The organism is Comamonas suwonensis (assembly GCF_012844455.2).
Lineage (GTDB): Bacteria > Pseudomonadota > Gammaproteobacteria > Burkholderiales > Burkholderiaceae_C > Comamonas > Comamonas suwonensis.
The window spans coordinates 62,038-86,285 of the sequence record NZ_JABBCQ020000019.1 but is presented as its reverse complement, the minus strand read 5'-3'; the positions used below and the strand labels follow the sequence as shown (position 1 = coordinate 86,285).

The window sequence follows — 24,248 nt, the reverse complement described above, 5'->3', positions numbered from 1 at the left end:
ACCATGTCTGGGTGACCATAGCCAGGCAAGCATCTAGAGTACCCCCTGGAAGCAGATGTTGGTGCGACCCAGACAAAGCAGACATGTCCGTTTGCATCTGTTTGTCTTTGTGCCGCGCAGCGCAGCCTTTGTCTGAAATGGCAGCTCTGCCAGTGCTTGCGGGAACGCTCTCTGTATGGCTGCTTGCGCTCAGGGGAATCGATGTCCTGCAGCTTTGATTTAACTTGTTCAGCTCGCCAAGTTGGCCATAGAAGGCCAGCGTCATGAGATGCTGACGATGACGCAAAGGAGGGCAGCTAGCATCCCACGTAGAAAAAAGCCCCGACACTTTGATTGGTGTCGGGGCTTTTTGCTTTGAGCGAGCATTAAGACTGGCCCCATTGGCATGGGAATAGCGTCGTGAAAGGTGCGTAGTAGCTCCAGTCCATCACCACAAATATTACCCAAAAGCTGCCGAAAATCGGTTGAATACTCGCTTGTGAGCCAGATAAAAACTCAATGCTCTTTTTCAAGGCTGCTGAAGCAGCCCCAGGGTGTGACTTCAGATCACAGCGGCAATGGCCTTGCACACATAGTCGATGTTCTTGCTGTTCAGCGCAGCCACGCACATGCGGCCGGTGTCGGTGCCGTACACGCCGAATTCGGAGCGCAGGCGTACCATTTGCTCCTTGGACAGGCCGGAGTAAGAGAACATGCCGATCTGGGTGGTGATGAAGGACATGTCCTGCGTTACGCCCGCAGCCTTTAGGCCGTCCACCAGCTTTTGGCGCATGGCCTTGATGCGCACGCGCATCTCGCCCAGTTCCTTTTCCCACAGAGCGTGCAGCTCGGGGTTGTTCAGAACTGCCGCGACCACAGCGCCACCGTGTGTGGGGGGGTTGGAGTAGTTGGTGCGGATGACGATCTTCAGTTGCGACAGCACGCGAGCCGCTTCGTCCTTGTCGGCGGCGACCACGGACAGGGCGCCCACGCGCTCGCCATACAGGCTGAAGCTCTTGGAGAAGGAGGTGGACACAAAAATGTCCAAACCAGCGGCCACGAACTTGCCAATCACGGCGCCGTCTTCGGCGATGCCGTGGCCGAAGCCTTGGTAGGCCATGTCCAGGAAGGGAACCAGACCCTTGGCCTTGACGACGGCGATTACTTCATCCCATTGAGCGGCAGTGATGTCATAGCCTGTGGGGTTGTGGCAGCAGGCGTGCAGCACGACCACGGTGCCGGCTGCGGCAGCGTTCAGGTCGGCCAGCATGCCGGCGAAGTCGATGGAGCGGGTGGCTGCATCGTAGTAAGCATAGGTGCCGACTTCAAAACCAGCGTTGGTGAAGATGGCCTTGTGGTTTTCCCAGCTGGGGTTGGAGATCAGCACCTTGGCGCTGGGGTTGAGCTTCTTCAGGAAGTCAGCGCCGATCTTCAGGCCGCCGGTGCCACCGATGGCCTGGACAGTCGCCACGCGACCGGACTTGACCACATCGGATTCGGCGCCGAACACCAGAGCCTTGACGCCGTTGTCGTAAGCAGCGATACCGTCGATGGGCAGATAGCCACGGGCGCTGGGCTTGTCCATCATGGCCTTCTCGGCGGCCTGCACGCACTCCAGCAGAGGCAGCTTGCCGTTGTCGTCGAAGTACACGCCCACGCCCAGGTTCACTTTGCTGGGGTTGGTGTCAGCGTTGAATTGCTCGTTCAGACCCAGGATGGGGTCGCGGGGGGCCATTTCGACGGCGGTAAACAGAGACATGAAAAAATCCTTGAGGGATGGAAATAAGTCAGGTCACCCCCAGCTACTGCTACCAGGAGCGTGTTGACGAGTGCGACGGGCGCGGTGCTCGAAAAAACGCATCAGCCTAGGTTAGGCTTGAGGGTTGGTCTGACATTCTACTCCGCGCTAACCCTATGCGTCATGGACATGACATCATGCAAGAAGAAAATATGACTGCTGAGCCACAAGGCCGTTTTGTGCAATACCCGGACTCTCCGTTCGAGTTGTTCCAGCCTTATCCGCCGGCGGGCGATCAGCCTACGGCCATCGAGCAGCTGGTGGAGGGCGTGAATGACGGCGAGACCTACCAGACGCTGCTGGGGGTGACGGGTTCGGGCAAGACCTTCACCATGGCCAATGTGATTGCGCGGCTGGGCCGTCCGGCCATTGTCTTTGCGCCCAACAAGACGCTGGCCGCACAGCTCTACTCCGAGTTCCGGGAGTTTTTTCCTAAAAATGCTGTCGAGTACTTCGTCAGCTACTACGACTACTACCAGCCCGAAGCCTATGTGCCGCAGCGCGACCTGTTCATCGAAAAGGACAGCGCCATCAATGAGCACATTGAGCAGATGCGTCTGTCCTGCACCAAAAGCATCATGGAGCGGCGCGATGTGGTGATTGTGGCCACGGTCTCGGCGATTTACGGTATCGGCGAGCCCGAGAGCTACCATCGCATGATCATGACGCTGCGCACCGGCGACACGCTGAATCAGCGCGATGCCATTGCGCAGCTGATTCGCATGCAGTACCAGCGCAACGATCAGGATTTCTCGCGCGGTACCTTCCGCGTGCGCGGCGATACGATTGACGTGTTTCCGGCCGAGCATTCAGAGCTTGCCGTGCGCATTGAGCTGTTCGACGACGAGGTGGAGAGCCTGCAGTTGTTCGACCCGCTCACGGGGAGGGTGCGTCAGAGCATTCCGCGCTTTACGGTCTACCCCAGCAGCCACTACGTGACGCCGCGCGACAAGGTGCTGGCGGCGGTGGAGACCATCAAGGAAGAGTTGGCCGAGCGTCTCAAGCAGCTGGTGGGTATGGGCAAGCTGGTGGAGGCCCAGCGGCTGGAGCAGCGCACCCGCTTTGATCTGGAAATGCTCAGTGAAGTAGGGCACTGCAAAGGCATCGAGAACTACACCCGTCATCTCTCCGCATCCAATCCCGGCGACCCGCCGAGCACGCTGACGGACTACATGCCGCGTGACGCCATCATGTTTCTGGACGAAAGCCACCAGATGATTGGTCAGCTCAACGCCATGTACAACGGTGACCGAGCGCGCAAGACCACGCTGGTGGAGTACGGCTTCCGTCTGCCGTCGGCACTGGACAACCGGCCGCTCAAGTTTGAAGAATTCGAGCAGCGCATGCGCCAGGTGGTGTTTGTCTCGGCCACGCCGGCCGAGTATGAAAAGACCCATGCCGGCCAGGTGGTCGAGCAGGTTGTGCGCCCCACGGGTTTGCTCGATCCGCTCATCGAGGTACGGCCCGCCATCCATCAGGTCGACGATGTGCTGCAGGAAATTCGCCTGCGCGTGGATAAGGAAGAGCGCGTGCTCATCACTACGCTGACCAAGCGCATGGCCGAGCAATTGACGGAATATCTGACTGACAACGGTGTCAAGGTCCGTTATCTGCACTCCGATGTGGATACGGTCGAGCGGGTTGAAATCATCCGCGACCTTCGTCTGGGCGCTTTTGATGTGCTGGTCGGCATCAACCTGCTGCGTGAGGGGCTGGATATTCCCGAGGTATCGCTGGTGGCGATTCTCGATGCGGACAAAGAAGGTTTTCTGCGTGCCGAGCGCAGCCTGATTCAGACCATAGGCCGGGCTGCGCGTAACGTGAATGGCAAGGCGATTCTGTATGGCGACCGCATTACGGTATCGATGAAAAAGGCCATCGACGAGACGGAGCGGCGCCGTGAAAAGCAGAGGCTTTTCAATGAGGTGAATGGAGTTGTTCCAAAGCAGATTGTCAAGAGGGTGAAAGACCTGATTGATGGCGTGTACAGTGAAAAAAGTAGCAAAGAGGCCGAACGTTTGCAGGATCAGGCCCTGCAGAAGGCGCGTGTCGAAGATATGTCAGAAAAAGATATTGCCAAAGAAATCAAACGCTTGGAGAAGCAAATGCTTGAGCACGCCAAGAATCTGGAGTTCGAACAGGCAGCCCGGGTGCGCGATCAGCTCTCACTGCTCAAACAGCAGCTCTTTGGGGCAACTCCGTAGGACGGAGCCTTCGGTTTTGTCGGGGTTATTACGTGAGTGTGCGCCGTTACCCGACAAAATTGATGGGGAATGTGATATACTTCGATCAAATACTTAACAACAAACTTCCCTCACAGAAGGGCTCTGAACCTAATTGCAGGACGGAGTAAGGGCGGAGACTGTGCTCGTCTAGGTAGCTGTGGCCGGGCGGGCGTTTCTGTAACTAACAATCCTGACTGAAGGAGCTCATATGCGTCTTACGACCAAAGGCCGCTTTGCGGTCACCGCGATGATCGACCTGGCCCTGCGCCAGAACAACGGCCCTGTCACGCTGGCAGCCATCAGCCAGCGTCAGCAGATTTCGCTGTCTTATCTGGAGCAGTTGTTCGGTAAGCTGCGTCGTCACGAGCTGGTGGAATCCACTCGTGGCCCTGGCGGCGGCTACACCCTTGCTCGCAAGGCCACAGACATCACTGTGGCAGACATCATCGTGTCGGTGGATGAGCCGATTGATGCCACGCAATGCGGCGGTAAAGAAAACTGTCTAGGCGAAGCAGGTCGCTGTATGACCCATGAACTGTGGGCAGCACTGAATCAGCGCATGGTGGAGTTCCTTGATTCCGTCACGCTGCAAAAGCTAGTGGATGAGCAACTGGCCAAGGGCATCCAGATTGAGGATAAGCCCGTGGTTCGCCGCGCCATCTCTACTGCTCCTGTGGTCAAGCCTATCCGCGTGAATGCACCGAATTCGGTGTTTGCGCTGGGTAACGCCTTCGCTAAATCCTGATCCGGGCGCCGCTCAAGCTTGGCTTGTGCGGCAACTCGATCAGCATGAAGCCTGATTCCGATAGTCAGGGCGGGGATGCATGCATGGCTGTGCGGCATGTTCCCTCGCTCAGACGGCACCTTTGAGTGCATCGATTTCCTCACGATTTGTCAGCCAAAAACAAGACGAGCCAGTCATGGACATGACCCCGCACTTTCCCATTTATCTCGATTACGGCGCAACGACTCCCATGGACCCCCGCGTCGTAGACGCGATGATTCCTTGGTTGCGTGAGCATTTTGGTAATGCTGCATCGCGTAGTCACGCCTGGGGTTGGGAAGCTGAAGAAGCTATCGAAAACGCCCGTAAGCAAGTGGCCGAGCTGATCAATGCTGATCCCCGTGAAATCGTGTGGACCAGCGGTGCGACCGAGTCCGACAACCTGGCTATCAAGGGTGCTGCGCACTTCTACCAGGGTAAGGGCAAGCACCTGATCACGGTGAAGACCGAGCACAAGGCTGTGCTGGACACCATGCGTGAGCTGGAGCGTCAGGGCTTTGAAGTCTCTTATCTGGACGTCAATGAAAACGGTCTGCTGGATCTGGAAGTGTTCAAGGCGGCAATTCGCCCTGACACCATCCTCGCCAGCGTGATGGCTGTGAACAATGAAATCGGTGTGGTTCAGGATCTGAACGCCATCGGCGCTCTGTGCCGTGAAAAGGGCATCATCTTCCACGTGGATGCCGCTCAGGCCTCCGGCAAGATGGTTCTGGACATGCAGAGCATGCCCATCGATCTGATGAGCCTGGCTTCGCACAAGACTTATGGCCCCAAGGGTATTGGTGCTCTGTACGTTCGCCGCAAGCCCCGCGTGCGCCTCGAAGCGCAAATGCACGGCGGCGGCCATGAGCGCGGTATGCGTTCAGGCACGCTGGCGACCCATCAGATCGTGGGCATGGGCGAAGCCTTCCGTATCGCCAAGGAAGACATGTCCAAGGACATGGAGCATGCACGTGGCTTGCGTCAGCGCTTGCTCGACGGTCTCAAGGATCTGGAGCAGGTCTTTGTGAACGGCGACATGGAAAATGGCGTCCCCCACTACCTGAATATGAGCTTCAACTACGTTGAAGGCGAGTCGTTGATCATGGGTATCAAGGGTCTGGCTGTTTCCTCCGGCTCTGCCTGCACGTCTGCCAGTCTGGAGCCCAGCTATGTTCTGCGCGCCCTGGGCCGTAGCGACGAGCTGGCTCACAGCTCGCTGCGCATGACTTTCGGTCGCTTTACGACTGAAGAAGAAATTGACTACGCGATCAAGACAATTCGTGAAAACGTATTGAAGCTGCGCGAGCTGAGCCCTCTGTGGGAGATGTACAAAGACGGCATCGACCTCAGCACTATTCAATGGGCTGCACACTAAGTACAGATTACAAAGAGTTCAAGAGGTAGACACCATGGCTTACTCCGAAAAAGTTGTTGATCACTATGAAAACCCCCGCAACGTAGGTTCGTTCGACAAGAGCGATGACTCCGTGGGCACGGGCATGGTCGGTGCGCCCGCTTGCGGCGACGTTATGAAACTGCAGATCAAGGTCAACCCCGCCACTGGCGTGATTGAGGATGCGCGTTTCAAGACCTATGGCTGTGGCTCTGCCATTGCTTCGTCTTCTCTGGTGACCGAATGGGTCAAGGGCAAGACGCTGGATGAGGCTGCGGCCTTGAAGAACAGCCAGATCGCTGAAGAGTTGGCTCTGCCGCCCGTCAAGGTTCACTGCTCCATTCTGGCTGAAGACGCCATCAAGGCTGCGGTGAACGACTACCGCGCAAAGCGCACCACGACGGAAGCCTGAGGCCATGGCTATTTCAATGACCGAGGCGGCCGCCCGTCATGTGAATCGCTACCTCTCGCGTCGCGGTAAGGGTGTTGGCGTTCGTCTGGGCGTCAAGACCACAGGTTGCTCCGGCTTGGCTTACAAGCTGGAGTATGTGGACGAGATACTGCCCGATGACGTGGTGTTTGAAGACCACGGCATCAAGGTGCTGGTGGATCCCAAGAGCCTGGCTTATATCGACGGCACCGTGCTTGATTTTGTGCGCGAAGGCCTGAATGAAGGCTTTAAGTTCGGCAACCCCAACGAGCGTGATCGTTGCGGTTGCGGCGAGAGTTTTAGAATTTAAACTCCCCCTGAGCCGCTTTGCGGCTTCTCCCCGAGGGGGAAGACACCTTCGCCGTGAGGCGGCTTTTGCTTGGTGTTTCTGGCCTTGGTCAGCTCCCTGGTTTGAGTAAAGGAAGCCGCCTCAGCCCTGCTGAAGGCGGTTTTTTAATGCCATGAATCTGCAATCTGACGACTTTGAATTGTTTGGTCTGCCGCGCAAGTTTGCCCAAGAGCGCAGCCAGATTGATGCACGCTGGAAAGAGCTTCAGCGCGAAGCGCATCCTGACCGCTTTGCTGCGCAGGGTGCTGCCGCGCAGCGTGTGGCCATGCAGTGGTCTGTGCGCATCAACGAGGCCTATCAACGCCTGAAGGACCCGCTCAAGCGCGCGGCATACTTGTGCGAGTTGCTGGGTGCCCCCGTGCGGGCTGAAGACAACACCGCCATGCCCACCGCATTTCTGATGCAGCAGATGGAGTGGCGCGAGTCTTTGGACGACGCTTCTTCTGAGGCAGCGCTTGATGCGCTGGATGACGAAGTACTGAGCGCCAAAAAGCAGATGCTGGCTGAATGCGGCCGTTTGCTGGATGACGTGAATGACCCCGCCGCAGCTGTGCAGCAGGTAAGAGCCCTCATGTTTGTTGCGCGATTTGCGCAGGACGTGGAGCGCCGCCGCGAGCAACTGGGACAATAAGACCCAGAGCACCGTTCGCGGCATTGCCAGAGGACGTATCCATCTTGAAAAGGCCAGCCCTGCTGGCCTCTGACATTTCAAAAGAAGAATTTCATGGCGCTTTTGCAGATTTCCGAGCCCGGCCAATCCCCCGATCCCCATCAGCGACGCATTGCCGTAGGTATTGACCTTGGCACCACGCATTCTCTGGTCGCTTCCGTGCGCAATGGCGTGGCCGAGTGCTTGCCTGATGATCAGGGCCGCGTGCTGTTGCCATCCGTGGTGCGATACATGGAGATGGGCCGCCGCCAGATCGGTTTTGACGCCAAGGCCGCGCAGGCTGCGGATGCCGCCAACACGATCAGCTCTGCCAAGCGCTTCATGGGCCGCAGTCTGGCCGATATCGAGTCGCCTGAAAACCTGCCCTACCACTTTAAGACAGATGGCGACGGCAGCGTTATCTCCATCAATACGGTGGACGGTGCCAAGACGCCCATCGAAATCAGTGCCGAGATTCTGGCCACCTTGCGTTTTCGCGCTGAAGACACGTTTGATGACGAACTCTACGGCGCTGTCATCACCGTGCCTGCGTATTTTGACGATGCTCAGCGTCAGGCCACAAAAGATGCGGCCAAGCTGGCCGGCATCAACCTGCTGCGCTTGATTAACGAGCCCACTGCGGCTGCCATTGCCTACGGTCTGGACAATGCTGCAGAGGGCGTCTACGCCGTGTACGACCTGGGTGGCGGCACCTTTGATATTTCCGTACTGCGACTGTCGCAGGGCGTGTTTGAAGTCATTGCTACCGGCGGTGACTCGGCACTGGGCGGCGATGATTACGACGATGCACTGGGCTTGTGGGTGGCCGAAAAAACCGGCACGCAGCTGCACAGCGCCGCCGACAAAACCATCTGGCGCATTGCTGCACGCAACTGCAAGCAGGCTTTGACAGATGCAGAAATCGTAGCGTTTACCGCTGATCTATCGTCGGGTTCAGTCACTTTTGATGTCAAACGTGAGGAATTCAGTACGCTGACTGCTCACTTAACCAATAAGAGTCTGTCTGCCGTGCGCCGCGCGCTCAAAGATGCAGAGCTGAGTCGCGACGAAGTGCAGGGCGTGGTTCTGGTGGGCGGCTCCACCCGCATGGCGCAGATCCGTCAGGCCGTGGCCGACTTCTTTGGCCGCGAACCACTGACCAATCTCAACCCCGATGAAGTGGTGGCGCTGGGTGCTGCCATTCAGGCCAATCAGCTGGCTGGCAACAGCACCGCTGGTGATTTGCTGCTGCTGGACGTGATTCCGCTCTCGCTGGGCGTGGAAACCATGGGTGGCCTGGTCGAGCGCATCATAACCCGCAACGAAACCATTCCCAGCGCACGTGCACAGGACTTCACCACGTACAAAGACGGTCAGACTGCGCTGGCCATCCACGTGGTGCAGGGCGAGCGTGATCTGGTGGCAGACTGCCGCAGCCTGGCGCGCTTTGAGCTGCGCGGCATTCCCCCTATGGCCGCCGGTGCAGCGCGCATTCGCGTGACCTTCACGGTCGACGCCGATGGCCTGCTTGCCGTCAGCGCCAAGGAGCAACTCAGCGGCGTGGAAGCGCACATCAACGTCAAGCCATCCTATGGCCTGTCTGACGATCAGATCGCTCAGATGCTGCAAGATGGTTTTGCCACCGCCCAGCAGGACATGAAGGCCCGCGCACTGGTTGAGGCGCGTGTGGATGCCGATCGCATGATCTTGGCTACAAACAGCGCACTGGATGCCGATGGCGATGTGCTCAGCAGCGCAGAGCGCGAGCATATTGATGCGCTGATGGCTGCCTTGCATGCTGCCGTCTCCAGCGAAGACCCTGCGGTGGTGGAAGCTGCGACACAGGCGCTGGCCAAGGGTACGGAGGCGTTTGCCGCCGAGCGCATGAACCGCAGCATCCAAAAGGCGCTGGCGGGCAAAAACCTCAATTCCATTTAATTCATAAGCAGAACAATGCCCATCATCAAAATTCTTCCCCACGCTGCGTACTGCCCCAACGGCAAGGAAATCGATGCGCCCGTTGGCACATCGATCTGCGAAGCCATGCTGGACAATGGCGTCAATATCGAGCACGCCTGTGATATGAGCTGTGCCTGCACGACATGTCACGTCATCATCAAGGAAGGCTTCAACTCGCTGAATGAAGCGGAAGAAGAGGAAGAAGACTTGCTGGATCGTGCCTGGGGTCTGCAGCCTCAGTCGCGCCTGTCTTGCCAGGCCATTTTGTCGCGTGAGAATGTGACGGTGGAGATTCCCAAGTACTCCATCAATCACGCGAAAGAGAACCACTAACCCCCTGAGGCGCTTTGCGCATTCCCCCTTTCTCGCCTCGCGGAAGGGGGGTGCTGCCTTCGCTGCGGGGCGGCCCTTGCTCGGTCGCTCTGAGTGGGGACGGTGCCAGTTGTTTGGCAATGAAGGCGATGTCAGCGTCGCGGGTCGCAGGTAACAGAGAGAAAACGAATGTCGCGCCAAATTTTCCTGGATACAGAAACCACGGGTCTGTCAGCCATTGATGGCGACCGCCTGATTGAGCTTGGCTGTGTGGAAATGGTCAACCGCAAGCTCACCGGCAACAATCTGCATCTGTATTTCAATGCCGGCCGCGACAGCCATCCCGATGCTTTGCGTGTGCACGGCATCACGACAGAGTTCCTGAAAGACAAGCCGCGTTTTGCCGACAAGATTGATGAGATCTGGGAGTACCTGCAAGGGGCCGAAGTCATCATTCACAATGCGCCGTTTGACTTGGGGTTTCTGAACAACGAACTCAAGCTTGCCAAGCGCCCGCCCATCAAGCAATGCATCGGCAGTGTCATCGACACCTTGGTCATGGCCAAGGAGATGTATCCGGGCAAGCGCAACTCGCTGGACTCTCTGTGCGACCGACTGGGCGTTGACAACTCCAACCGCACCTTGCACGGCGCCTTGCTGGACTCGGAGTTGCTGGCGGATGTCTATATCAACCTCACCCGTGGGCAAGAAGCCCTGCTGATGAGCGATGAGCCAGTTGATGCCCCCACTGCAGGCGCTATCGTCATGCCTCTGGTGGATCTCAGTACTTTCAAGCTACCCGTGCTGCGCGCTAATGAGCAGGAGCAGCAGGCGCACGACGATGTGCTCAAGCAACTGGACAAATCCAGCGGCGGCAAGACAACTTGGCGCAGCTTTGAAAATGTGAGCGCCGAATCGTGAGAGAATAACGCTCTAGGGTGATTAGCTCAGCGGTAGAGCACTGCCTTCACACGGCAGGGGTCACAAGTTCGAACCTTGTATCACCCACCAAACATGCAACCCTCTTGGATCATTGATCTAAGAGGGTATTTGTTTTTGGAATTCCATGGGCCGTTGCATTGATGCATGGTTGGCGGGTCATTTCGTGACTCGGTGCCAATTTTACACCAATGAACTCCTTAGACAGAGTACCGCATCATGGGCGAGCGCTGAGGCTAAGTCCAAACTGAGCAGCAGTGCTTTTGTTGAGGTTTCTCGCCGATATGTTCGTATCCCGGTGAATTTACTCAGCGATTCCAGCAACTTGAACCAGTGGAAGCTACGGTAGTTCTCAGCGAGGAGCGGACTATCTACAAAAGATGCCAATCGCTTCTTGTCCGTTGCAGAAGATGAGTTGAGCTTTCCCTGCCGTCGCGGTAAATGATTCGTCAGAGCGAATGGTTCAGTGGACTTGTTCTTGGTTCCGCTTCTTTGCGCCAACTTTGGTTACGACGAAGAAAATAGCCGCAGCCAGAGCCATGATCAATCCGCCGAAGAATAGATGAAATGATTGCAAAACAACCGCACCGACGAAGAACAGAGCCGTAGGGATGGCAAAAAATAGGATGAACAAGATCATGAACATATGTGCTCCTGTTATATGAAACCTCACCTAATGTAGCCTTCTAACTTGCATTCAAAAAGCACATCAAAAAAGCACATCAAGAGACGTTTTTCGTTCTCTTAAATAGGAATTTTTTCCGCCAGTTGAGTCTCAGCAATGGGCAGCCGGCAACAGTTGCAGATTGACGAGGAGTCGACCTTTCTAATGCCTCACCCATGTTTGCTTGCGTCGCGTTTTGGAGCTCGTGAGCGAGGCTCTAGAACAAGCAGGCAATCCAGAATTTATGGCGCAGCAGGTAGAGCGTTAATGGAGCGCAGAACGCCGCGTGTAATGCTCTGACGCTTGGCAAGGTCACCCAGCCTGTTTGGAGTGTCCATGTTCAAGGCGAAGAAGACGGGGCCACTGGGCCACTCGACCCAGCCCACCCACCAGCCGATTTTCCCGGTCCATCCCGTTTTGGTACGGAGTATCCAGTCAGGGCTGGCTTCATTGACCATCACGTCCTTCACAAGCCTCTGGTGTTCAACCTGAAAAGGCAGTTGATTGCGGTACAGCTGCTGCAGGAAAGCAATCTGCTCGACGGATGAGATGGCAAGGTCGCCTTCAACCCAGAATGGCTTGTCGCCCGTGGCGACAGCATTGCCATATCCGATCGTGTGCATATAGGCGGTCTCGCGTGTATCGCCAAGTTCCTTGGCGAAGCGCTCATATACCCAGACCGTGGAATTTCTCATCGCAGAGCGCAGATTTTGGTCCGCGTTCCACGCCGCAGCAGATCGTTTCACGCCATCCCACGGAATGAGCTGAAATTCGTCACGCAGCAGCCCTGAATCAAGCGCGAATAGGCTGTGCGGAATCTTGAAGGTAGAGGCTGGCGAGTAACGTTGATATGCACGAGATACGTTGTAGACGTGGGTCGTTTCAGATTTACCTCGGGCATCGAGAACGACGATGCTTCCTTGTGCATCGGCATCTGTGAAAAATCGAGACCATTCGGTCATTTCTTGAAACTGCGGACCAGCCATCGCCACTTGAGCAAACCCGGCGGCCAGGGCGGATAACACCAAACTTCGTCGATTCATGCGTCTAGTTTAAAGGTCAAAGGAACTCGTTTTAGGGTGGCTGGGATAGTGGCCTGGGTCGCATGCTGTCGGTTGTCAGGAGCTATTCCTGGCCACGGTGTGTTAGTTGCAACAGCGTGGGCATCCTCGTTGGGGTGAGGTGAGTCTGGTTATTCGCAAATCAGCCCCTGAAAAATCAACAGGCCGCGCCACTGTGCTTAAGTGGGGCGGCCTGTTGTGTATGCGGTTAGCAGATCAACCAACCGGGGGCTGATGGTAAACAGCGCGGTATGTTGAATGGGTTTGCTGCGTCGATCAACGTGCTTCCATGGGTTCCAAGTTTGCATGTTGCGCTGCAGAAAAGGTTGCTTCAATTTCTGCAAATATGGCTTTGCTACAGAAAATTATTCTGCTTAATACGGATATGCAGTAAATTCAAGGTTATGGATACCTTGGATAAAAAGATTCTTGCTGAACTCCAGTCCAACGCACGCGCCAGCTTGCAAGACATTGGGGCGGCGGTGGGCCTGAGCGCATCGCCTTGCTGGACGCGCATCAAAAAGATGGAAGAGGCAGGCGTGATCGAGGGCTACACCGTGCGGCTGAACCCGCAGGCGCTGGGACTGGCTGATTCGGTGCTGGTCATGGTCACGCTCGACAGCCATTCCGACAACACGCTGGAGAAGTTTGGCGAGGTGCTGGCCACCATTCCCGAAGTCGTGGAAGCGCATCTGGTCTCGGGCGATTACGACTATCTGCTGCGCATTGTTGTGAAAGACACACGAGACTACGAGCGCCTGCTGCGCGAGAAGCTCTACAAGATCAAGGGCATACGCCACAGCCAGTCTAGCTTTGTGCTGCGTACGCTGAAGCGCGCTGATCTGCCTTTGGGTGTGTGAGTGAAGCTCTGAGCAGACCCCAAAGTGCTCAGAGTATTTTTCGGCGTATCAAGGGTCGTGTTGGCGGGTCTTAGCGCATGGCTCGGCGCAGGGCGGCGCTGCTCCAGTCCACGGCAATGCTCAATAAAAGCATAGCAATAATCACCGTGCTGGCTTGCGCATAGTGGAATAAAGACAGCTCAAAGTACAGCAGCTGACCAAGTCCTCCAGCGCCCACAAAGCCCAGAATGGCGGCCATGCGGATGTTCATCTCCCAGCGGTACAAGGTGTACGCCAGCAACTGTGGTGTTGCGCCGGGGAAGGTGCCGTAGCAAAACGCCAGCAAGCGGCTGCTGCCAGACAGGCGTAGCGCATGGGCGGGCGCTGCGGGGGCGTTTTGCAAGGCCTCTGCATACAGCCGTCCCAGCACGCCGGTTGTGTGCAGGGCGAGGGCCAGAGCACCGGCAAACGGCCCCAGACCCACGGCCAGCGCGGTGATGGTAGCCCATACCAGTTCCGGCACGGAGCGCAGCACGTTCAGCACCGCATTCCACGGCGCCCGCCAGCGCGGCAGGGCCAGCAGCAGACCGGCTGCGGCGGCCAGCAGCGTGCCGATGATGGAAATCGCCAGTGTCTCCCACACGCCTTGCAGCACTTTTAGCAGCCAGGGTTGGCTCAGGTCTGGTGGAAAGAAGCCGCGCACAAAGTCGCCCATGCTGCTGGCAGCGTCTTGGGTGAACAGGGCCGGTAAATCCATGTCCAGCAGGCGCAGACTGCCCAGCAGACCGGCGAAAGCGGCTATCAAAAATGCTGCAGTGCGCCAGCCAAAGGGCTGGGCGCGGGCGGCAGGGGCCGTATCCAGCGCACGGCGCAGCCACCATGAAAGCAGATCGGCAACTGCCACCAGTACCATGAAGGCCAGCAGGATGCTGGCCGCTTCGCCGCCGTTAAGCATCTTCATGGCCTGATCCATGAGCTGGCCCAGACCGCCCGCGCCCACAAAGCCCATGACCACGGAGGCGCGAATCGCGCATTCCCAGCGGTACACGGTGTAGGACGTTAATTCCTTGGCCGCCTGTGGCAGCAAGCCATAGAGCAGGGCTTGCAGGCGGCCCGCGCCGCTGGCACGCAGAGCGCGAGCGGGCGCGGGGTCGGTGGATTCCAGAATTTCGGCATAAACCTTGGCCAGCATGCCGCCATAAGTCAGGCCCAGCGCCAGCACGCCCGCAGCGGGGCCGAGGCCAAACACGCGCACAAAGACCAGCGCCCAGACCAGCTCCGGTATGCCTCGCAAGATGGTGAGCACGCTGCGGGCCACCGGGTTGAGCGTGACCCGCTCACGCGCTGCGCCGGTCGATAGATAGGACATGGGCACGGCAATGGCAAAGGCCAATGCCATGCCAGCCGTGGCAATGGCCAGGGTCTCCAGCGTGGCCTGGCCCAGATAGCCGAGGAACTCGCGGCCTGTCTCGGGTGGCAGAAAGCCTGCGAGAAAACCGCCAATCACCTTGAGATTGTTGGCGTCAAAAAACGGTTCCAGCGAAAAGCCCGAGGTCTGCAACATGGGCCACAACACGATCAGCGTGACGACCAGCCATGTGAGGCGGCCGCGTGCAGCGGGATCGCGCTGTGCCATTGCTGGCCGCGCAGCGCTTACCGACATGCGATCACCTGAATGGGCGTGGTGGCGCTGGGCTCATCGCTGGGCGTCGACGACAGGCTTTGCAGCGTGGGCAGGGCCACGGCGCTGCCATCGGCATTGGCGTACAGAGCTTGCAGCAGCGCGTCGGTGACTTGGGCAGCGGGCAGGTCAAAGGCCACGCGCCCATCGCGTATGCCGACGATGCGGGCAAAGTGGCCCAGTGCCAGATCGACGGCGTGCAGGCTGGCCACCAGCGTGGCATTGCGGGCGGCGGCTTCCTGGACCAGCAGTTGCACGGTGGCCTGTGACAAAGCGGGGTCGAGGGCGGAGACCGGCTCGTCCGCCAAGATCAGCTCGGCTTGCTGGTAGAGCACGCGGGCAATGCCCACGCGCTGCAGCTGCCCGCCAGAGAGCTGGTCGCAGCGGGCAAACAGTTTGTCTTCCAGTTGCACACGGGCTAGCGCATCGCGTGCGCCGGGCAGGTCTTGTGGGTAGGCCAGCGATGCCAGCGCCTTCCACAGCGGCCATTGCCCCAGTTTGCCTGCCAGCACGGCGGTCACCACGCGCTGGCGCAGGGGGATGGGGGCGGCTTGGTGCACGGTGCCGATGCGGCTGCGCAGCACTTTCAGCGTGCTGGCCGGTGATTGGGCAGACGCGGCTTGCCCCAGCACCTGCATGCGGCCTGCGGTGGGCAGATGGTGGGTGCCAATGGTGTTGAGCAGCGATGTTTTGCCCGCGCCCGAGGGGCCGATGAGCGCAATGCTCTCGCCTTGCATGGCGGACAAATGAATATGGGACAGGGCAACAAAGCCGTTGCCGTGGGTCAGGCCCACGTCGTCCAGCATGAAACTCATGAGACGATTACTCTAAAAATGGTAGCTGCCAGCGCTTGATTCATAAGCGCTGGCAGTCAAAAAAGCCCGAAGTTTTTTACTTCAGCAGACCAGCCGACTTACCGGCAGCTTCAATGCCGTCGTAGTTCTTGGACTCGGTCGCCACGAACTTGGAGGCACGCTGCAGGTCCATGATGGCCTTGTGCTCGGGCTTGGAGGGGTCCAGTGCCAGGAAGGCGTCTTTCAGCTTCTTGATGATGGCGGGGTCCAGATCACCGCGCACCGTCCAGTTGTAGTCAAAGTAGGTGGGGGTGGTGGCAAACACGCGGACCTTGCTGGTGTCGACTTTTTTGGATTCGACCAGCTTGTCCCACACGGAGGTGTTCAGCACGCCGGCATCGGCCTTGCCTGCGGCCACGAAAGCCACGGTCGCATCATGCGCGCCGGAGTAGGCCACGGTCTTGAAGTCTTTTTCAGGGTTTAGGCCGTCTTGCTGCAGAAAGAAGCGGGGCATCAGGCTGCCGGAGGTAGACGATGGCGCGCCAAAGGCAAAGGTCTTGCCCTTGAGGTCAGCCAGGGTCTTGATGGCGGGGTCTGCCGTGATGAATTTGCTGGTGAAGACCGCATCTTCCGCGCGCTGCACGATGGGGATAGCCGTGCCGTTTGTACGGATCTTGGCCTGTACATAGGTGAATCCGCCCAGCCATGCCAGGTCCAGTTTCTTGGTGGCCAGAGACTCGACCACAGCGGCGTAGTCGGAGACGGGGGTGAACACCACCTTCATGCCCGTGGCGTGCGAGAGGTACTCGCCCAGGGGCTTGAACTTGCGCTGCAGCTCGGTAGGGGCTTCGTCGGGGATGGCCGAGACGCGGAGCACGGCGGGGGTGTCGGCGTGGGCGCTGAAAGTGGTCAGCGAAGAAGCGGCCATAGCTGCCACGGCCAAGCCGCGCAGCGCCGTGCGGCGAGCGAAAGATTGCGTCATTGAAGTGTTCCGTTCAAAAAGCCACCGCCGTCCGGTTACACGGCGGTTTAATAGGCCCAAGCCTTGCTTGTGGCGAATGAAAGACCATAGGCAGTACACCGACTGCTGGGCTCATTGTTACGTATTTGCTAAAACCACGGTGCACTCTTTACTTAGATTGAATAGCAAAAAACCCCGTAAAGACGGGGCTTGGAGCGCTAGCAGCTACTTGGCTGCGGGCTTTGTCACCGAAGGCTGAGTGGGCCCCCGGTGGTGCCGCTATCAAGGCTGGCGCATCTCCCGCGCATAGTGTTTGGGGTTGAACTGCGCCACCATCAGGCACACCAGTGCGGCAACGCCGGCTTGATAAAGCCAGCCCACCGTCCAGCTGCCGCTCAATTGCTGCAGCTGCGCCACGATCCAGGGGGCCAGCGCCGCCAGAATAAAGCCGCCGCCCTGCATCAGCGCATTGAGAGCGCCAGCCTGGGTGGGGGAGGGCAGATGGTCCAGCGCCACCAGCATGTAGAGTGAGAAGCAGCCGCCCAGACCAATGCCCAGAATCACAATGCTGAGCGTGGGGGCGGCCGTGGGCCACAAAGCCATCAGCGCAAAGCCGACGGCTTGCAGCAGCAGGGCCACGATGATCCAGAGGCGGCGGTCCGTGCTGTGTGCTGCCAGCGCGGGCATGATCAGGGCCGATGCGGCCTGCGCCACTGAAAGAATGGCCACTAGTGAGCCGCTTTGCGTCGCCGTCCAGCCATGGGTTTGATAAAAGGGTGCCAGCCACGCCACGGTGGAGGCATAGCCGCCATTCATCAGGCCAAAGCTCAGCACCAGCAGCCAGGTGCGGCGGCGGCGCATCAGCCATGCGGTGTCGCTGGCGACGGGTTGGCTGTGTGTTGCAGCCGTCGCCGGGACGGGCAAGCCGATGCGGCCCAGCGCATAAAAAGCCAGTGGCAGGGCGATGACCACGGGAACGGCCCACATGGCCAGTGAAGCTTGCCAGCTCATGCCCCATTGAATGGCCAGCGGCGAGAGCTGCGCTCCAAAGGCACCGCCGCCCATCAGTGCTGCGGAATACAGGCCCATCATGAAGGGCACGTTATGCGGCGACTGGCGCTTGATCAGACCCGGCAAAATGCTTTGCACCAAGGCCACACCCGCGCCACACAGGCCTGCCGTGGCAATCAGCACCATGCTGCTGGCACCGGCGATGCGCAGCGCACAGCCCAGAGCAATCAGCACCAGCGCGCTGACGATGGCCTGGCGGGCCCCCATTCGCTGCAGGGCCGTGGGTGCAAGCCAGCCGCCCAGTCCCATGAGCACCATGGGTAGCAGCGTGAGCCAGGAGAAGGCGCGCAAATCCATGCCTGTGGCGTTCTGTATCACGGGGCCCAGCGGGCCGGGTGCCGAAAGAAACGGGCGCAGATTGATGGTGATGAGCACCACCACGGTCAGCCACAGCAGGGGCGAGACGCGTTGAGGTTGGGAGGGCGATGAGGTCATGAAAAATTCCGGCCTGGCCGCTGCGCTTGTGAGGTGACGAGACTGCGATCCAAGGGCTTGTTGTATTCGTTTGTATGCCGGGGCACGGCGTGCTTGTAGTCACTGTGCCGTGCATTCATGTCTTTGCCTGCTGCGAGGCATCAGTCTGTTTCAGGGTAAGGCCAGGCGGCATCGCCGTACAGCTGCTCTGGGCGGATGCCCGTGTCAATACGCGTGATGGGCAGGGGCGGTGGCGTCAGCGACAGGCGCAGGCGCTGATAAGTGCCTTCGCTGGACATACCGTAAGGCGCTGCATCGTTGTTGTCGAAGGCGAAAAACACCTGCTCGGCCCCATTCATGACCAGCGCCGCAAGGCACATGGGGCAGGGGTGGCCGCTGGCATAGATGGACAGACCGGCAAGGCTGGGGTTGGCGCGCTTTTGCGTGCCCGCGCGAATGGCTTCCATCTCCGCATGGGCGCTGGGGTCGTGGCTGGCGATGATGTTGTTCACGCCCGTGGCGATGACTTCATCGCCCAGTGCCAGTACGGCACCAAAGGGGCGACCGCCCTGCAGACGATTGGCATGGGCCAGATCCACGGCCAGACGCATGAGTTGTTGATGCTTGGGTGTGCTTGTCATGACTATGAAATTTATAGCTGCTTGCGCATATGGAATATACGTAGAGCACGGTTTTTGCATGAAGTTCCGAACAGGTGAGTACCTGCTGAGAGCAGGGTACACCCGTACCACCAAGCCTGTAGTGACTCGCAGATCAAAGCTTTTTTGCGCAGATGGACGGGTTACAGCCCCGCCCATCCAGCGCTGGCGTTATGACTGCGCCGTGTTGTCCAGCCCCGGTGCACGGTACACCAGCACCTTGAGGCTGCACTCTTCATTCACGTCAGCAAACACGGGAGGGTTCGCCAGACGTTGCATAAACTTCAGCTCGGGCGCGATTTCGGTCATCTGCTCCTGCAGAAAGGCGGTTCCTAGCTCGGGGGCGTTCAGGCACAGCAGCACCTGCCCTTCGGGCGCCAGCAGATCGGGCAGGCGGCGCATCAGGCGGGCATAGTCCTTGGTGGCGATAAAGCTGCCCTTTTGATAACTAGGGGGGTCCACCACAATCAGGTCATACAGGCCGCCACGGGTGATCTTGCCCCAGCTGCTGAAGATGTCATGCGCCGCAAAACTGGCTCCAGCCTTGACGCCGTTGATCTGGTGGTTGTGCTGGCCGGTGGCCAGCGCGCTCTTGCTCATGTCCATATTGAGCACCTGACCGGCACCTGCCAGTTTGGCGACGACAGAGAAAGCGCAGGTGTAGGCAAACAGGTTGAGCACTTTCATGCGCTCTGGCCGGGTGTGAGCCAGCACCTGCTGGCGCACCCATTCGCGGCCGGCGGCCATGTCGAGGAACAGGCCGTGGTTTTGTCCGCGCGAAATATGGATGAGGTACTTGGCGCCGCCCTCGGTCACCACATGTGGCTCGGGCAGCTCGCCGCTCATGACACGTGTTTCGACCCTGCCACCGCTTTCGCGAGTCTGGAAGGCCCAGGTCAGCGGCTGGCCTGCAGGGGCAATCTGCTGCCAGCGCTGCTCAAGTGCCTGACCAATGACGGTCAGTTGTGCCTCATCCATGGGGGCAAAGCTGGTCAGCACGATGACGGGCGGGAACGCATCCAGAGAGATTTGTTCGCAGCCCGGATACAGCCCGCCCCGACCGTGAAAGATGCGCTGGGCATCGGTGCAATAGGGCATCTGGGCAATGGCGGCTAGCAGGGCTTGCATGGAATAAGACTTGGCGAATTGATCACTAAAGGGCGCCAGTGTATGCAGTTCAGCGCGCCTGGGCGTGTTGCTGCGTCATTCCTGCCGCTCAATCAGACCCAGCCCAAGCCCAATGGCGATGGAAGTACGCCGCTGCATGACTGGGCAACGGCCCAACAAGTCACTTCTCTAAGACGCATTGATTCCGCAACGAGCTGCCCCACTGGCTTCCTGCAAAAAGCCTCGGCGCGAGGTTTTTGTGCAGGAAGTGGCCAAGGGTGGCGGCAAGCAAGCTCAACCGACAGGTAATGCGAGAGCGATTGCGTGCTTAGTGATACACCCGCCGCACATCAAAAAAGCAGCTTTCAGTGCCGCCAATGCCTTGCAGGCCGGCTTCTGCGGCGGCGCGGGCGGCTTTCATCCAGCGGCCAAACATGAGTTTGGCCTCGTCGCTGATTTCATCGGGCGGTGTGTCTTCCAGTCCTTGAACCAGAGAAAGCGCTTCGCTGACCTGATCTTCGCCCCCGAGCTGGCGTGCCAGTACGCGGGCGTAGCGCGCTTCGGCTTGCTGGCGTTTGTCTTCGGGCAGTTCTGGGTAGTCGCAGAGGGAGACGGTGAAATGGGCTTCTTGCATGTCCATATATCCACAGTGTTTAGACTGTTTAAATATACAGTAAGCAACTGTCTTTGTATCCAGTGTCTATGATTTTTTTGCACGCCGACCACGGCATGATGGTCAATAAGCACCGCGTAGACTGGGCTGCATGAATCAAGTTGCTCCCTTGCCGTTCTTTGCCCATGCCTTGTTTGTCACGCGTATTGGCGTGTGCGGCATGGCCTGGAATGCTCACGCGATTACGGCAGTGCAATTGCCGGAAGCGACTTGCGCCGAAACACGCGAGCGCATGCTGCTGGGCCTGCACAAACGCCATGCGCTGCAGCCGGACCGCGGGCCAGCGTCTTATGGCGCGCTCACCTCCCCATCAGAGGTGCCGATGTTTGCGTTGCAGGCCATGTCGGGTGTGCAGCGCTTACTGGCGGGAACAAATGCCGGCCTCGAGAGGGGCTGGGCTGATGTGTCCGCTGAAAATGCTTCTTTGGGCGTCTTGGGTGATATGCGCGATGTGTACCGGCCTTGCGCGGCAGATCTGGCTCAGGACAATGGCTTCGCGGCCTTGCCCGCACTGGAGCAGATTGCGCTTGATGAATTCGCCGTGCCAGAGTTTCATTCGCGGGTCTATGCCTTTACACGTGCGCTCAAGCCAGGGCAGACCGCCACTTATGGTGAGGTGGCCACGGCTTTGGGCGCACCCGGTGCTGCGCGGGCCGTGGGGCAGGCGCTGGGTGCCAACCCGTTTGCGCCGATTGTTCCCTGCCATCGCGTGCTGGCGGCGGGTGGCAAGCCCGGCGGTTTTTCGGGCGGCCAAGGCGCTTTGACCAAGCTGCGCATGCTGGAGATTGAAGGCGGTGCCTGGGGTGGAACGCTGTCCTTGTTTGCGGATTGAGCGGCGCGTTGCCACCTGCGGGACAGCACCGACACGCAGGTGACAAGTGCGCGCTTTTGCCGCCCGCACAATCCATTCAGCCACCCATGCAGCCATAGAGCGCATTGGTCTTAGTTTTTGATTCTTGATAACAAGCAGGAGACATGGCAATGACACGTACGGTGCAGCAACTTTTTGACCTCTCGGGCAAGACCGCTCTAGTGACCGGTGGCTCGCGCGGGCTGGGTTTGCAGATGGCGCATGCGCTGGGCGAGGCGGGGGCCAAAGTCCTGTTGACTTCGCGCAAGGCGAATGACTTGCAGGAGGCCGCTGCCGAACTCAAGGCCGCAGGCATCGAGGCAGACTGGATTGCCGCCGACTGCGCCGACGAGGCCGATATTGACCGATTGGCCCAAGAGGCCGTGCAGCGCCTGGGTCATGTGGACATTCTGATTAACAACGCGGGCGCCAGCTGGGGCTCGCCTGCTGAAGAGCACCCGACGGCGGCCTGGGACAAGGTGATGAACCTGAACGTGCGCGGCTACTTTTTGCTGAGCCAGCGGATTGCCCGCCTGTCCATGCTGGAGCGCAAGAGCGGCCGCATCATCAATCTGGCGTCGATAGCCGGGCTGGGCGGCAATCCCACGGGCATGAAGACGATTGCCTACAACACCTCCAAGGGGGCGGTGATCAATTTCACGCGTGCGCTGGCGGGCGAGTGGGGCGAGCATGGCATCACCGTGAACGCCATCTGTCCTGGTTTCTTCAAGACCAAGATGGCAGCCATCTTGATTGAGACTCTGGGCGAAGACGAGATGAAGTCCCATGCCCCACTGCGCCGTCTTGGCGACGACGAAGATCTGAAGGGCCTGACCCTGCTGTACGCCAGTGACGCAGGCAAGCACATCACCGGTCAGTGGATGGCGGTGGATGGCGGCGTGAGCGCGCTGGTAGGCGGCTGAGACTGAGGAAAGGTGAAGCCGTATTTTTGCGCCGCGTTGCCTTTTACCCAAGTCTGGCGCGCTTACATTCACGGCTTTGCTGCCGCCTGCTGTAGTGCTTGCGGTGCTTCACTTTCCTGAAAGGTCTTGCGGTGTTGTCATTTGGTCCTGATATTCCTTTTGTGCATGAGCTGGGTTTTGTCCTTATCAAGGCGGAAAACGGCGAGTCTGAGCTGCAGTACACACCGCGCCCCGAGCATCTGAACTCCTTCGGCGTCACGCATGGCGGCGCGTCGATGACTCTGCTGGATGTGACCATGGCCGTGGCCGCGCGCAGCGTGGATTTTGAGCAGGGCATTGTCACCATCGAGATGAAGACCTCCTTCATGCAGGCGGCCAACGGCCCGCTGGTGGGCAAGGGCGTGATGCTGCATCGCACGGGCACCATGGCTTTCACCGAAGGCCGTATTTACGACGCGCAAGGCCGACTTTGCGTGCATGCCACGGGCACCTTCAAATACATGAAGCGCAAGCCCAAGGTGGATGGCGATGTGAATGGCGAATTGCGTTCGCTGGCCACGGATTGAGTGCAGGTTTGAGTGCAGGTTATCGCTCCTGTTTCAGGAGCTGGTAGCGCTGTCTCTATCTGGGATTGATATGAATTTAGCTTTGAGTGTCTTATAAATCAGACGCTGGCAGCTATCAAATTTGAAATTTCAACGGAAGTTCACACAGGAGACAGGTCATGACGGTCAATCAGCAAATCCTTCTGGATAACCGCCCTCAGGGCGAAGCGGTGGAGAGCAATTTCAAGCTGGTGCAATCGCCGCTGCCCACAGTAGGCGAGGGTGAGGTGCTGGTGCGCCACCACTATCTGAGTCTGGACCCCTATATGCGCGGCCGCATGAATGACTCCAAGAGCTATGCCCAGCCCCAGCCGCTGGGTGAAGTCATGCAGGGCGGCACGGTGGGCGAGATTGTGGAAAGCCGCCACCCCAAGTTTCAGGTGGGCGACAAGGTGGTGGGCATGGGCGGCTGGCAGGAGTATTCGGTGGTCAACCCCAGCGTGCCCGGTGCGCTGCGCAAGGTCGATACGACCCATGTGCCGCTGTCCTACTACCTGGGCGCTGTGGGCATGCCCGGCGTGACGGCTTGGTATGGTCTGGTCAAGATCATCAATCCCAAGGCCGGTGAAACCGTGGTTGTCAGCGCCGCCACTGGTGCCGTGGGCAGTGCCTTTGCGGCGCTGGCCAAGGCGCGCGGCTGCCGCGTGGTGGGTATTGCGGGCGGGGCTGAGAAATGCCGCTATGCCGTGGAAGAGCTGGGCTTTGACGCCTGCATCGATTACCGCGAGCACCCTGACACCAAGACCATGGCCAAGGCATTGAAGGACGCCTGCCCGAACGGTATCGACGGCTATTTCGAAAACGTGGGCGGCTACATCTTCGATGCCGTGCTGCTGCGCACCAATGCCTTTGCGCGCGTGGCCCTGTGCGGAATGATTGCGGGCTACGACGGCCAGCCTCTGCCAATGGCCAACCCGGCTCTGCTGCTGGTTAACCGTATCAAGCTTGAAGGCTTTATCGTCAGCGAGCACATGGAAGTCTGGTCCGAAGCGCTGACCGAGCTGGGTGGTCTGGTTGCCGCTGGCAAGCTCAAGCCGCGCGAGACGATTGCGCAGGGCTTGGCGGCTGCACCCGCTGCATTTCTGGGCCTGCTCAAGGGCAAGAACTTTGGCAAGCAGCTGGTGAAGCTGGTTTAAACGCCTGAGGC

General features: G+C 58.9%; 24 protein-coding genes and 1 tRNA gene. 15 read left to right on the top strand and 10 right to left on the bottom strand.

Translation table 11 applies throughout. The features are described 5' to 3' along the window. Positions 1-541: 541 nt before the first annotated feature. A complete protein-coding gene (locus tag HF327_RS18815) occupies positions 542-1,738 on the bottom strand; it encodes an amino acid aminotransferase (protein ID WP_198461842.1) in 1,197 nt (398 codons plus the stop codon). 176 nt (positions 1,739-1,914) lie between these two features. On the opposite strand from HF327_RS18815, the gene uvrB reads away from it, so the two are divergent. The 10 genes from uvrB (at position 1,915) to HF327_RS18765 (ending at position 10,871) form a co-directional block, all read left to right on the top strand. After that, positions 1,915-3,981, top strand: coding sequence for an excinuclease ABC subunit UvrB (gene uvrB, locus HF327_RS18810; protein WP_328701916.1), 2,067 nt, complete (start codon positions 1,915-1,917; stop codon positions 3,979-3,981). Positions 3,982-4,210: 229 nt separating this feature from the next. Continuing rightward, positions 4,211-4,747 carry a Fe-S cluster assembly transcriptional regulator IscR gene (gene iscR, locus HF327_RS18805; protein ID WP_003054211.1) on the top strand — a complete coding sequence of 179 codons (537 nt, stop codon included), beginning with the start codon at positions 4,211-4,213 and terminating at the stop codon, positions 4,745-4,747. A 175-nt stretch (positions 4,748-4,922) separates the two neighbouring features. Next, positions 4,923-6,143, top strand: a complete 1,221-nt coding sequence (locus HF327_RS18800; protein WP_198461841.1) for an IscS subfamily cysteine desulfurase — start codon at positions 4,923-4,925, stop codon at positions 6,141-6,143. A 34-nt stretch (positions 6,144-6,177) separates the two neighbouring features. Beyond that, the gene (gene iscU / locus HF327_RS18795) at positions 6,178-6,573 is read left to right on the top strand and encodes a Fe-S cluster assembly scaffold IscU (protein WP_099736699.1); all 396 of its coding nucleotides are present in this window, start codon (positions 6,178-6,180) and stop codon (positions 6,571-6,573) included. Positions 6,574-6,577: 4 nt separating this feature from the next. After that, positions 6,578-6,901, top strand: a complete 324-nt coding sequence (iscA, locus tag HF327_RS18790; RefSeq protein WP_099736700.1) for an iron-sulfur cluster assembly protein IscA — start codon at positions 6,578-6,580, stop codon at positions 6,899-6,901. Positions 6,902-7,052: 151 nt separating this feature from the next. Next, positions 7,053-7,571 (top strand): Fe-S protein assembly co-chaperone HscB, encoded by a 519-nt coding sequence (hscB, locus tag HF327_RS18785; protein WP_198461839.1) that lies wholly within the window; start codon positions 7,053-7,055, stop codon positions 7,569-7,571. A 93-nt stretch (positions 7,572-7,664) separates the two neighbouring features. Next, positions 7,665-9,527, top strand: coding sequence for a Fe-S protein assembly chaperone HscA (hscA, locus tag HF327_RS18780; protein WP_198461838.1), 1,863 nt, complete (start codon positions 7,665-7,667; stop codon positions 9,525-9,527). Between the two features lie 15 nt (positions 9,528-9,542). Beyond that, positions 9,543-9,881 carry an ISC system 2Fe-2S type ferredoxin gene (gene fdx / locus HF327_RS18775; RefSeq protein WP_198461837.1) on the top strand — a complete coding sequence of 113 codons (339 nt, stop codon included), beginning with the start codon at positions 9,543-9,545 and terminating at the stop codon, positions 9,879-9,881. 168 nt (positions 9,882-10,049) lie between these two features. After that, the gene (gene dnaQ, locus HF327_RS18770) at positions 10,050-10,781 is read left to right on the top strand and encodes a DNA polymerase III subunit epsilon (RefSeq protein WP_198461836.1); all 732 of its coding nucleotides are present in this window, start codon (positions 10,050-10,052) and stop codon (positions 10,779-10,781) included. 15 nt (positions 10,782-10,796) lie between these two features. Continuing rightward, positions 10,797-10,871: transfer RNA gene (locus HF327_RS18765), tRNA-Val, on the top strand. Positions 10,872-11,262: 391 nt separating this feature from the next. Here the strand turns inward: HF327_RS18765 and HF327_RS18760 are convergent. Both HF327_RS18760 and blaOXA read right to left on the bottom strand, forming a co-directional pair. Beyond that, positions 11,263-11,445: a hypothetical protein gene (locus HF327_RS18760; RefSeq protein ID WP_198461835.1), complete on the bottom strand. Its 183-nt coding sequence runs from the start codon at positions 11,443-11,445 to the stop codon at positions 11,263-11,265. A gap of 260 nt (positions 11,446-11,705) precedes the next feature. Further along, entirely contained in the window at positions 11,706-12,449 is a 744-nt protein-coding gene (gene blaOXA / locus HF327_RS18755; protein ID WP_198461859.1) for a class D beta-lactamase, read from the bottom strand. A 479-nt stretch (positions 12,450-12,928) separates the two neighbouring features. Between blaOXA and HF327_RS18750 the strand changes: the two genes are divergently transcribed. Then, positions 12,929-13,384 (top strand): Lrp/AsnC family transcriptional regulator, encoded by a 456-nt coding sequence (locus tag HF327_RS18750; protein ID WP_198461834.1) that lies wholly within the window; start codon positions 12,929-12,931, stop codon positions 13,382-13,384. A 70-nt stretch (positions 13,385-13,454) separates the two neighbouring features. On the opposite strand, the gene phnE is transcribed toward HF327_RS18750, so the two are convergent. The 7 genes from phnE to HF327_RS18715 form a co-directional block, all read right to left on the bottom strand. Beyond that, complete coding sequence (gene phnE, locus HF327_RS18745) at positions 13,455-15,026, bottom strand: phosphonate ABC transporter, permease protein PhnE (RefSeq protein ID WP_198461833.1); 1,572 nt, start codon at positions 15,024-15,026, stop codon at positions 13,455-13,457. Beyond that, complete coding sequence (locus HF327_RS18740; protein ID WP_198461831.1) at positions 15,017-15,859, bottom strand: phosphonate ABC transporter ATP-binding protein; 843 nt, start codon at positions 15,857-15,859, stop codon at positions 15,017-15,019. Before HF327_RS18740 ends, phnE begins: the two co-directional genes overlap by 10 nt. A gap of 76 nt (positions 15,860-15,935) precedes the next feature. After that, positions 15,936-16,820 (bottom strand): putative selenate ABC transporter substrate-binding protein, encoded by an 885-nt coding sequence (locus HF327_RS18735; protein WP_198461829.1) that lies wholly within the window; start codon positions 16,818-16,820, stop codon positions 15,936-15,938. Positions 16,821-17,081: 261 nt separating this feature from the next. Then, positions 17,082-18,305 carry a cyanate transporter gene (locus HF327_RS18730; protein ID WP_198461827.1) on the bottom strand — a complete coding sequence of 408 codons (1,224 nt, stop codon included), beginning with the start codon at positions 18,303-18,305 and terminating at the stop codon, positions 17,082-17,084. Positions 18,306-18,445: 140 nt separating this feature from the next. Further along, a complete protein-coding gene (locus tag HF327_RS18725; RefSeq protein WP_268904717.1) occupies positions 18,446-18,925 on the bottom strand; it encodes a nucleoside deaminase in 480 nt (159 codons plus the stop codon). 189 nt (positions 18,926-19,114) lie between these two features. After that, entirely contained in the window at positions 19,115-20,071 is a 957-nt protein-coding gene (locus tag HF327_RS18720; protein ID WP_198461825.1) for a class I SAM-dependent methyltransferase, read from the bottom strand. A 307-nt stretch (positions 20,072-20,378) separates the two neighbouring features. Further along, positions 20,379-20,684 (bottom strand): hypothetical protein, encoded by a 306-nt coding sequence (locus HF327_RS18715; protein WP_198461824.1) that lies wholly within the window; start codon positions 20,682-20,684, stop codon positions 20,379-20,381. 130 nt (positions 20,685-20,814) lie between these two features. On the opposite strand from HF327_RS18715, the gene HF327_RS18710 reads away from it, so the two are divergent. The 4 genes from HF327_RS18710 (at position 20,815) to HF327_RS18695 (ending at position 24,237) form a co-directional block, all read left to right on the top strand. Beyond that, positions 20,815-21,555, top strand: coding sequence for an MGMT family protein (locus tag HF327_RS18710; RefSeq protein ID WP_198461823.1), 741 nt, complete (start codon positions 20,815-20,817; stop codon positions 21,553-21,555). Positions 21,556-21,704: 149 nt separating this feature from the next. After that, positions 21,705-22,496 (top strand): SDR family oxidoreductase, encoded by a 792-nt coding sequence (locus HF327_RS18705; protein ID WP_198461855.1) that lies wholly within the window; start codon positions 21,705-21,707, stop codon positions 22,494-22,496. Between the two features lie 131 nt (positions 22,497-22,627). Beyond that, positions 22,628-23,062 carry a PaaI family thioesterase gene (locus HF327_RS18700; RefSeq protein WP_198461822.1) on the top strand — a complete coding sequence of 145 codons (435 nt, stop codon included), beginning with the start codon at positions 22,628-22,630 and terminating at the stop codon, positions 23,060-23,062. Between the two features lie 158 nt (positions 23,063-23,220). Beyond that, positions 23,221-24,237, top strand: coding sequence for an NADP-dependent oxidoreductase (locus tag HF327_RS18695; protein ID WP_198461821.1), 1,017 nt, complete (start codon positions 23,221-23,223; stop codon positions 24,235-24,237). Positions 24,238-24,248 lie beyond the last annotated feature (11 nt).

Coding starts and splice junctions, on each gene's coding strand:
- HF327_RS18815 (WP_198461842.1), bottom strand. CDS start 1,738: ATGTCTCTGTTTACCGCCGTCGAAATGGCCCCCCGCGACCCCATCCTG.
- uvrB (WP_328701916.1), top strand. CDS start 1,915: ATGCAAGAAGAAAATATGACTGCTGAGCCACAAGGCCGTTTTGTGCAA.
- iscR (WP_003054211.1), top strand. CDS start 4,211: ATGCGTCTTACGACCAAAGGCCGCTTTGCGGTCACCGCGATGATCGAC.
- HF327_RS18800 (WP_198461841.1), top strand. CDS start 4,923: ATGGACATGACCCCGCACTTTCCCATTTATCTCGATTACGGCGCAACG.
- iscU (WP_099736699.1), top strand. CDS start 6,178: ATGGCTTACTCCGAAAAAGTTGTTGATCACTATGAAAACCCCCGCAAC.
- iscA (WP_099736700.1), top strand. CDS start 6,578: ATGGCTATTTCAATGACCGAGGCGGCCGCCCGTCATGTGAATCGCTAC.
- hscB (WP_198461839.1), top strand. CDS start 7,053: ATGAATCTGCAATCTGACGACTTTGAATTGTTTGGTCTGCCGCGCAAG.
- hscA (WP_198461838.1), top strand. CDS start 7,665: ATGGCGCTTTTGCAGATTTCCGAGCCCGGCCAATCCCCCGATCCCCAT.
- fdx (WP_198461837.1), top strand. CDS start 9,543: ATGCCCATCATCAAAATTCTTCCCCACGCTGCGTACTGCCCCAACGGC.
- dnaQ (WP_198461836.1), top strand. CDS start 10,050: ATGTCGCGCCAAATTTTCCTGGATACAGAAACCACGGGTCTGTCAGCC.
- HF327_RS18760 (WP_198461835.1), bottom strand. CDS start 11,445: ATGTTCATGATCTTGTTCATCCTATTTTTTGCCATCCCTACGGCTCTG.
- blaOXA (WP_198461859.1), bottom strand. CDS start 12,449: ATGGCTGGTCCGCAGTTTCAAGAAATGACCGAATGGTCTCGATTTTTC.
- HF327_RS18750 (WP_198461834.1), top strand. CDS start 12,929: ATGGATACCTTGGATAAAAAGATTCTTGCTGAACTCCAGTCCAACGCA.
- phnE (WP_198461833.1), bottom strand. CDS start 15,026: ATGTCGGTAAGCGCTGCGCGGCCAGCAATGGCACAGCGCGATCCCGCT.
- HF327_RS18740 (WP_198461831.1), bottom strand. CDS start 15,859: ATGAGTTTCATGCTGGACGACGTGGGCCTGACCCACGGCAACGGCTTT.
- HF327_RS18735 (WP_198461829.1), bottom strand. CDS start 16,820: ATGACGCAATCTTTCGCTCGCCGCACGGCGCTGCGCGGCTTGGCCGTG.
- HF327_RS18730 (WP_198461827.1), bottom strand. CDS start 18,305: ATGACCTCATCGCCCTCCCAACCTCAACGCGTCTCGCCCCTGCTGTGG.
- HF327_RS18725 (WP_268904717.1), bottom strand. CDS start 18,925: ATGACAAGCACACCCAAGCATCAACAACTCATGCGTCTGGCCGTGGAT.
- HF327_RS18720 (WP_198461825.1), bottom strand. CDS start 20,071: ATGCAAGCCCTGCTAGCCGCCATTGCCCAGATGCCCTATTGCACCGAT.
- HF327_RS18715 (WP_198461824.1), bottom strand. CDS start 20,684: ATGCAAGAAGCCCATTTCACCGTCTCCCTCTGCGACTACCCAGAACTG.
- HF327_RS18710 (WP_198461823.1), top strand. CDS start 20,815: ATGAATCAAGTTGCTCCCTTGCCGTTCTTTGCCCATGCCTTGTTTGTC.
- HF327_RS18705 (WP_198461855.1), top strand. CDS start 21,705: ATGACACGTACGGTGCAGCAACTTTTTGACCTCTCGGGCAAGACCGCT.
- HF327_RS18695 (WP_198461821.1), top strand. CDS start 23,221: ATGACGGTCAATCAGCAAATCCTTCTGGATAACCGCCCTCAGGGCGAA.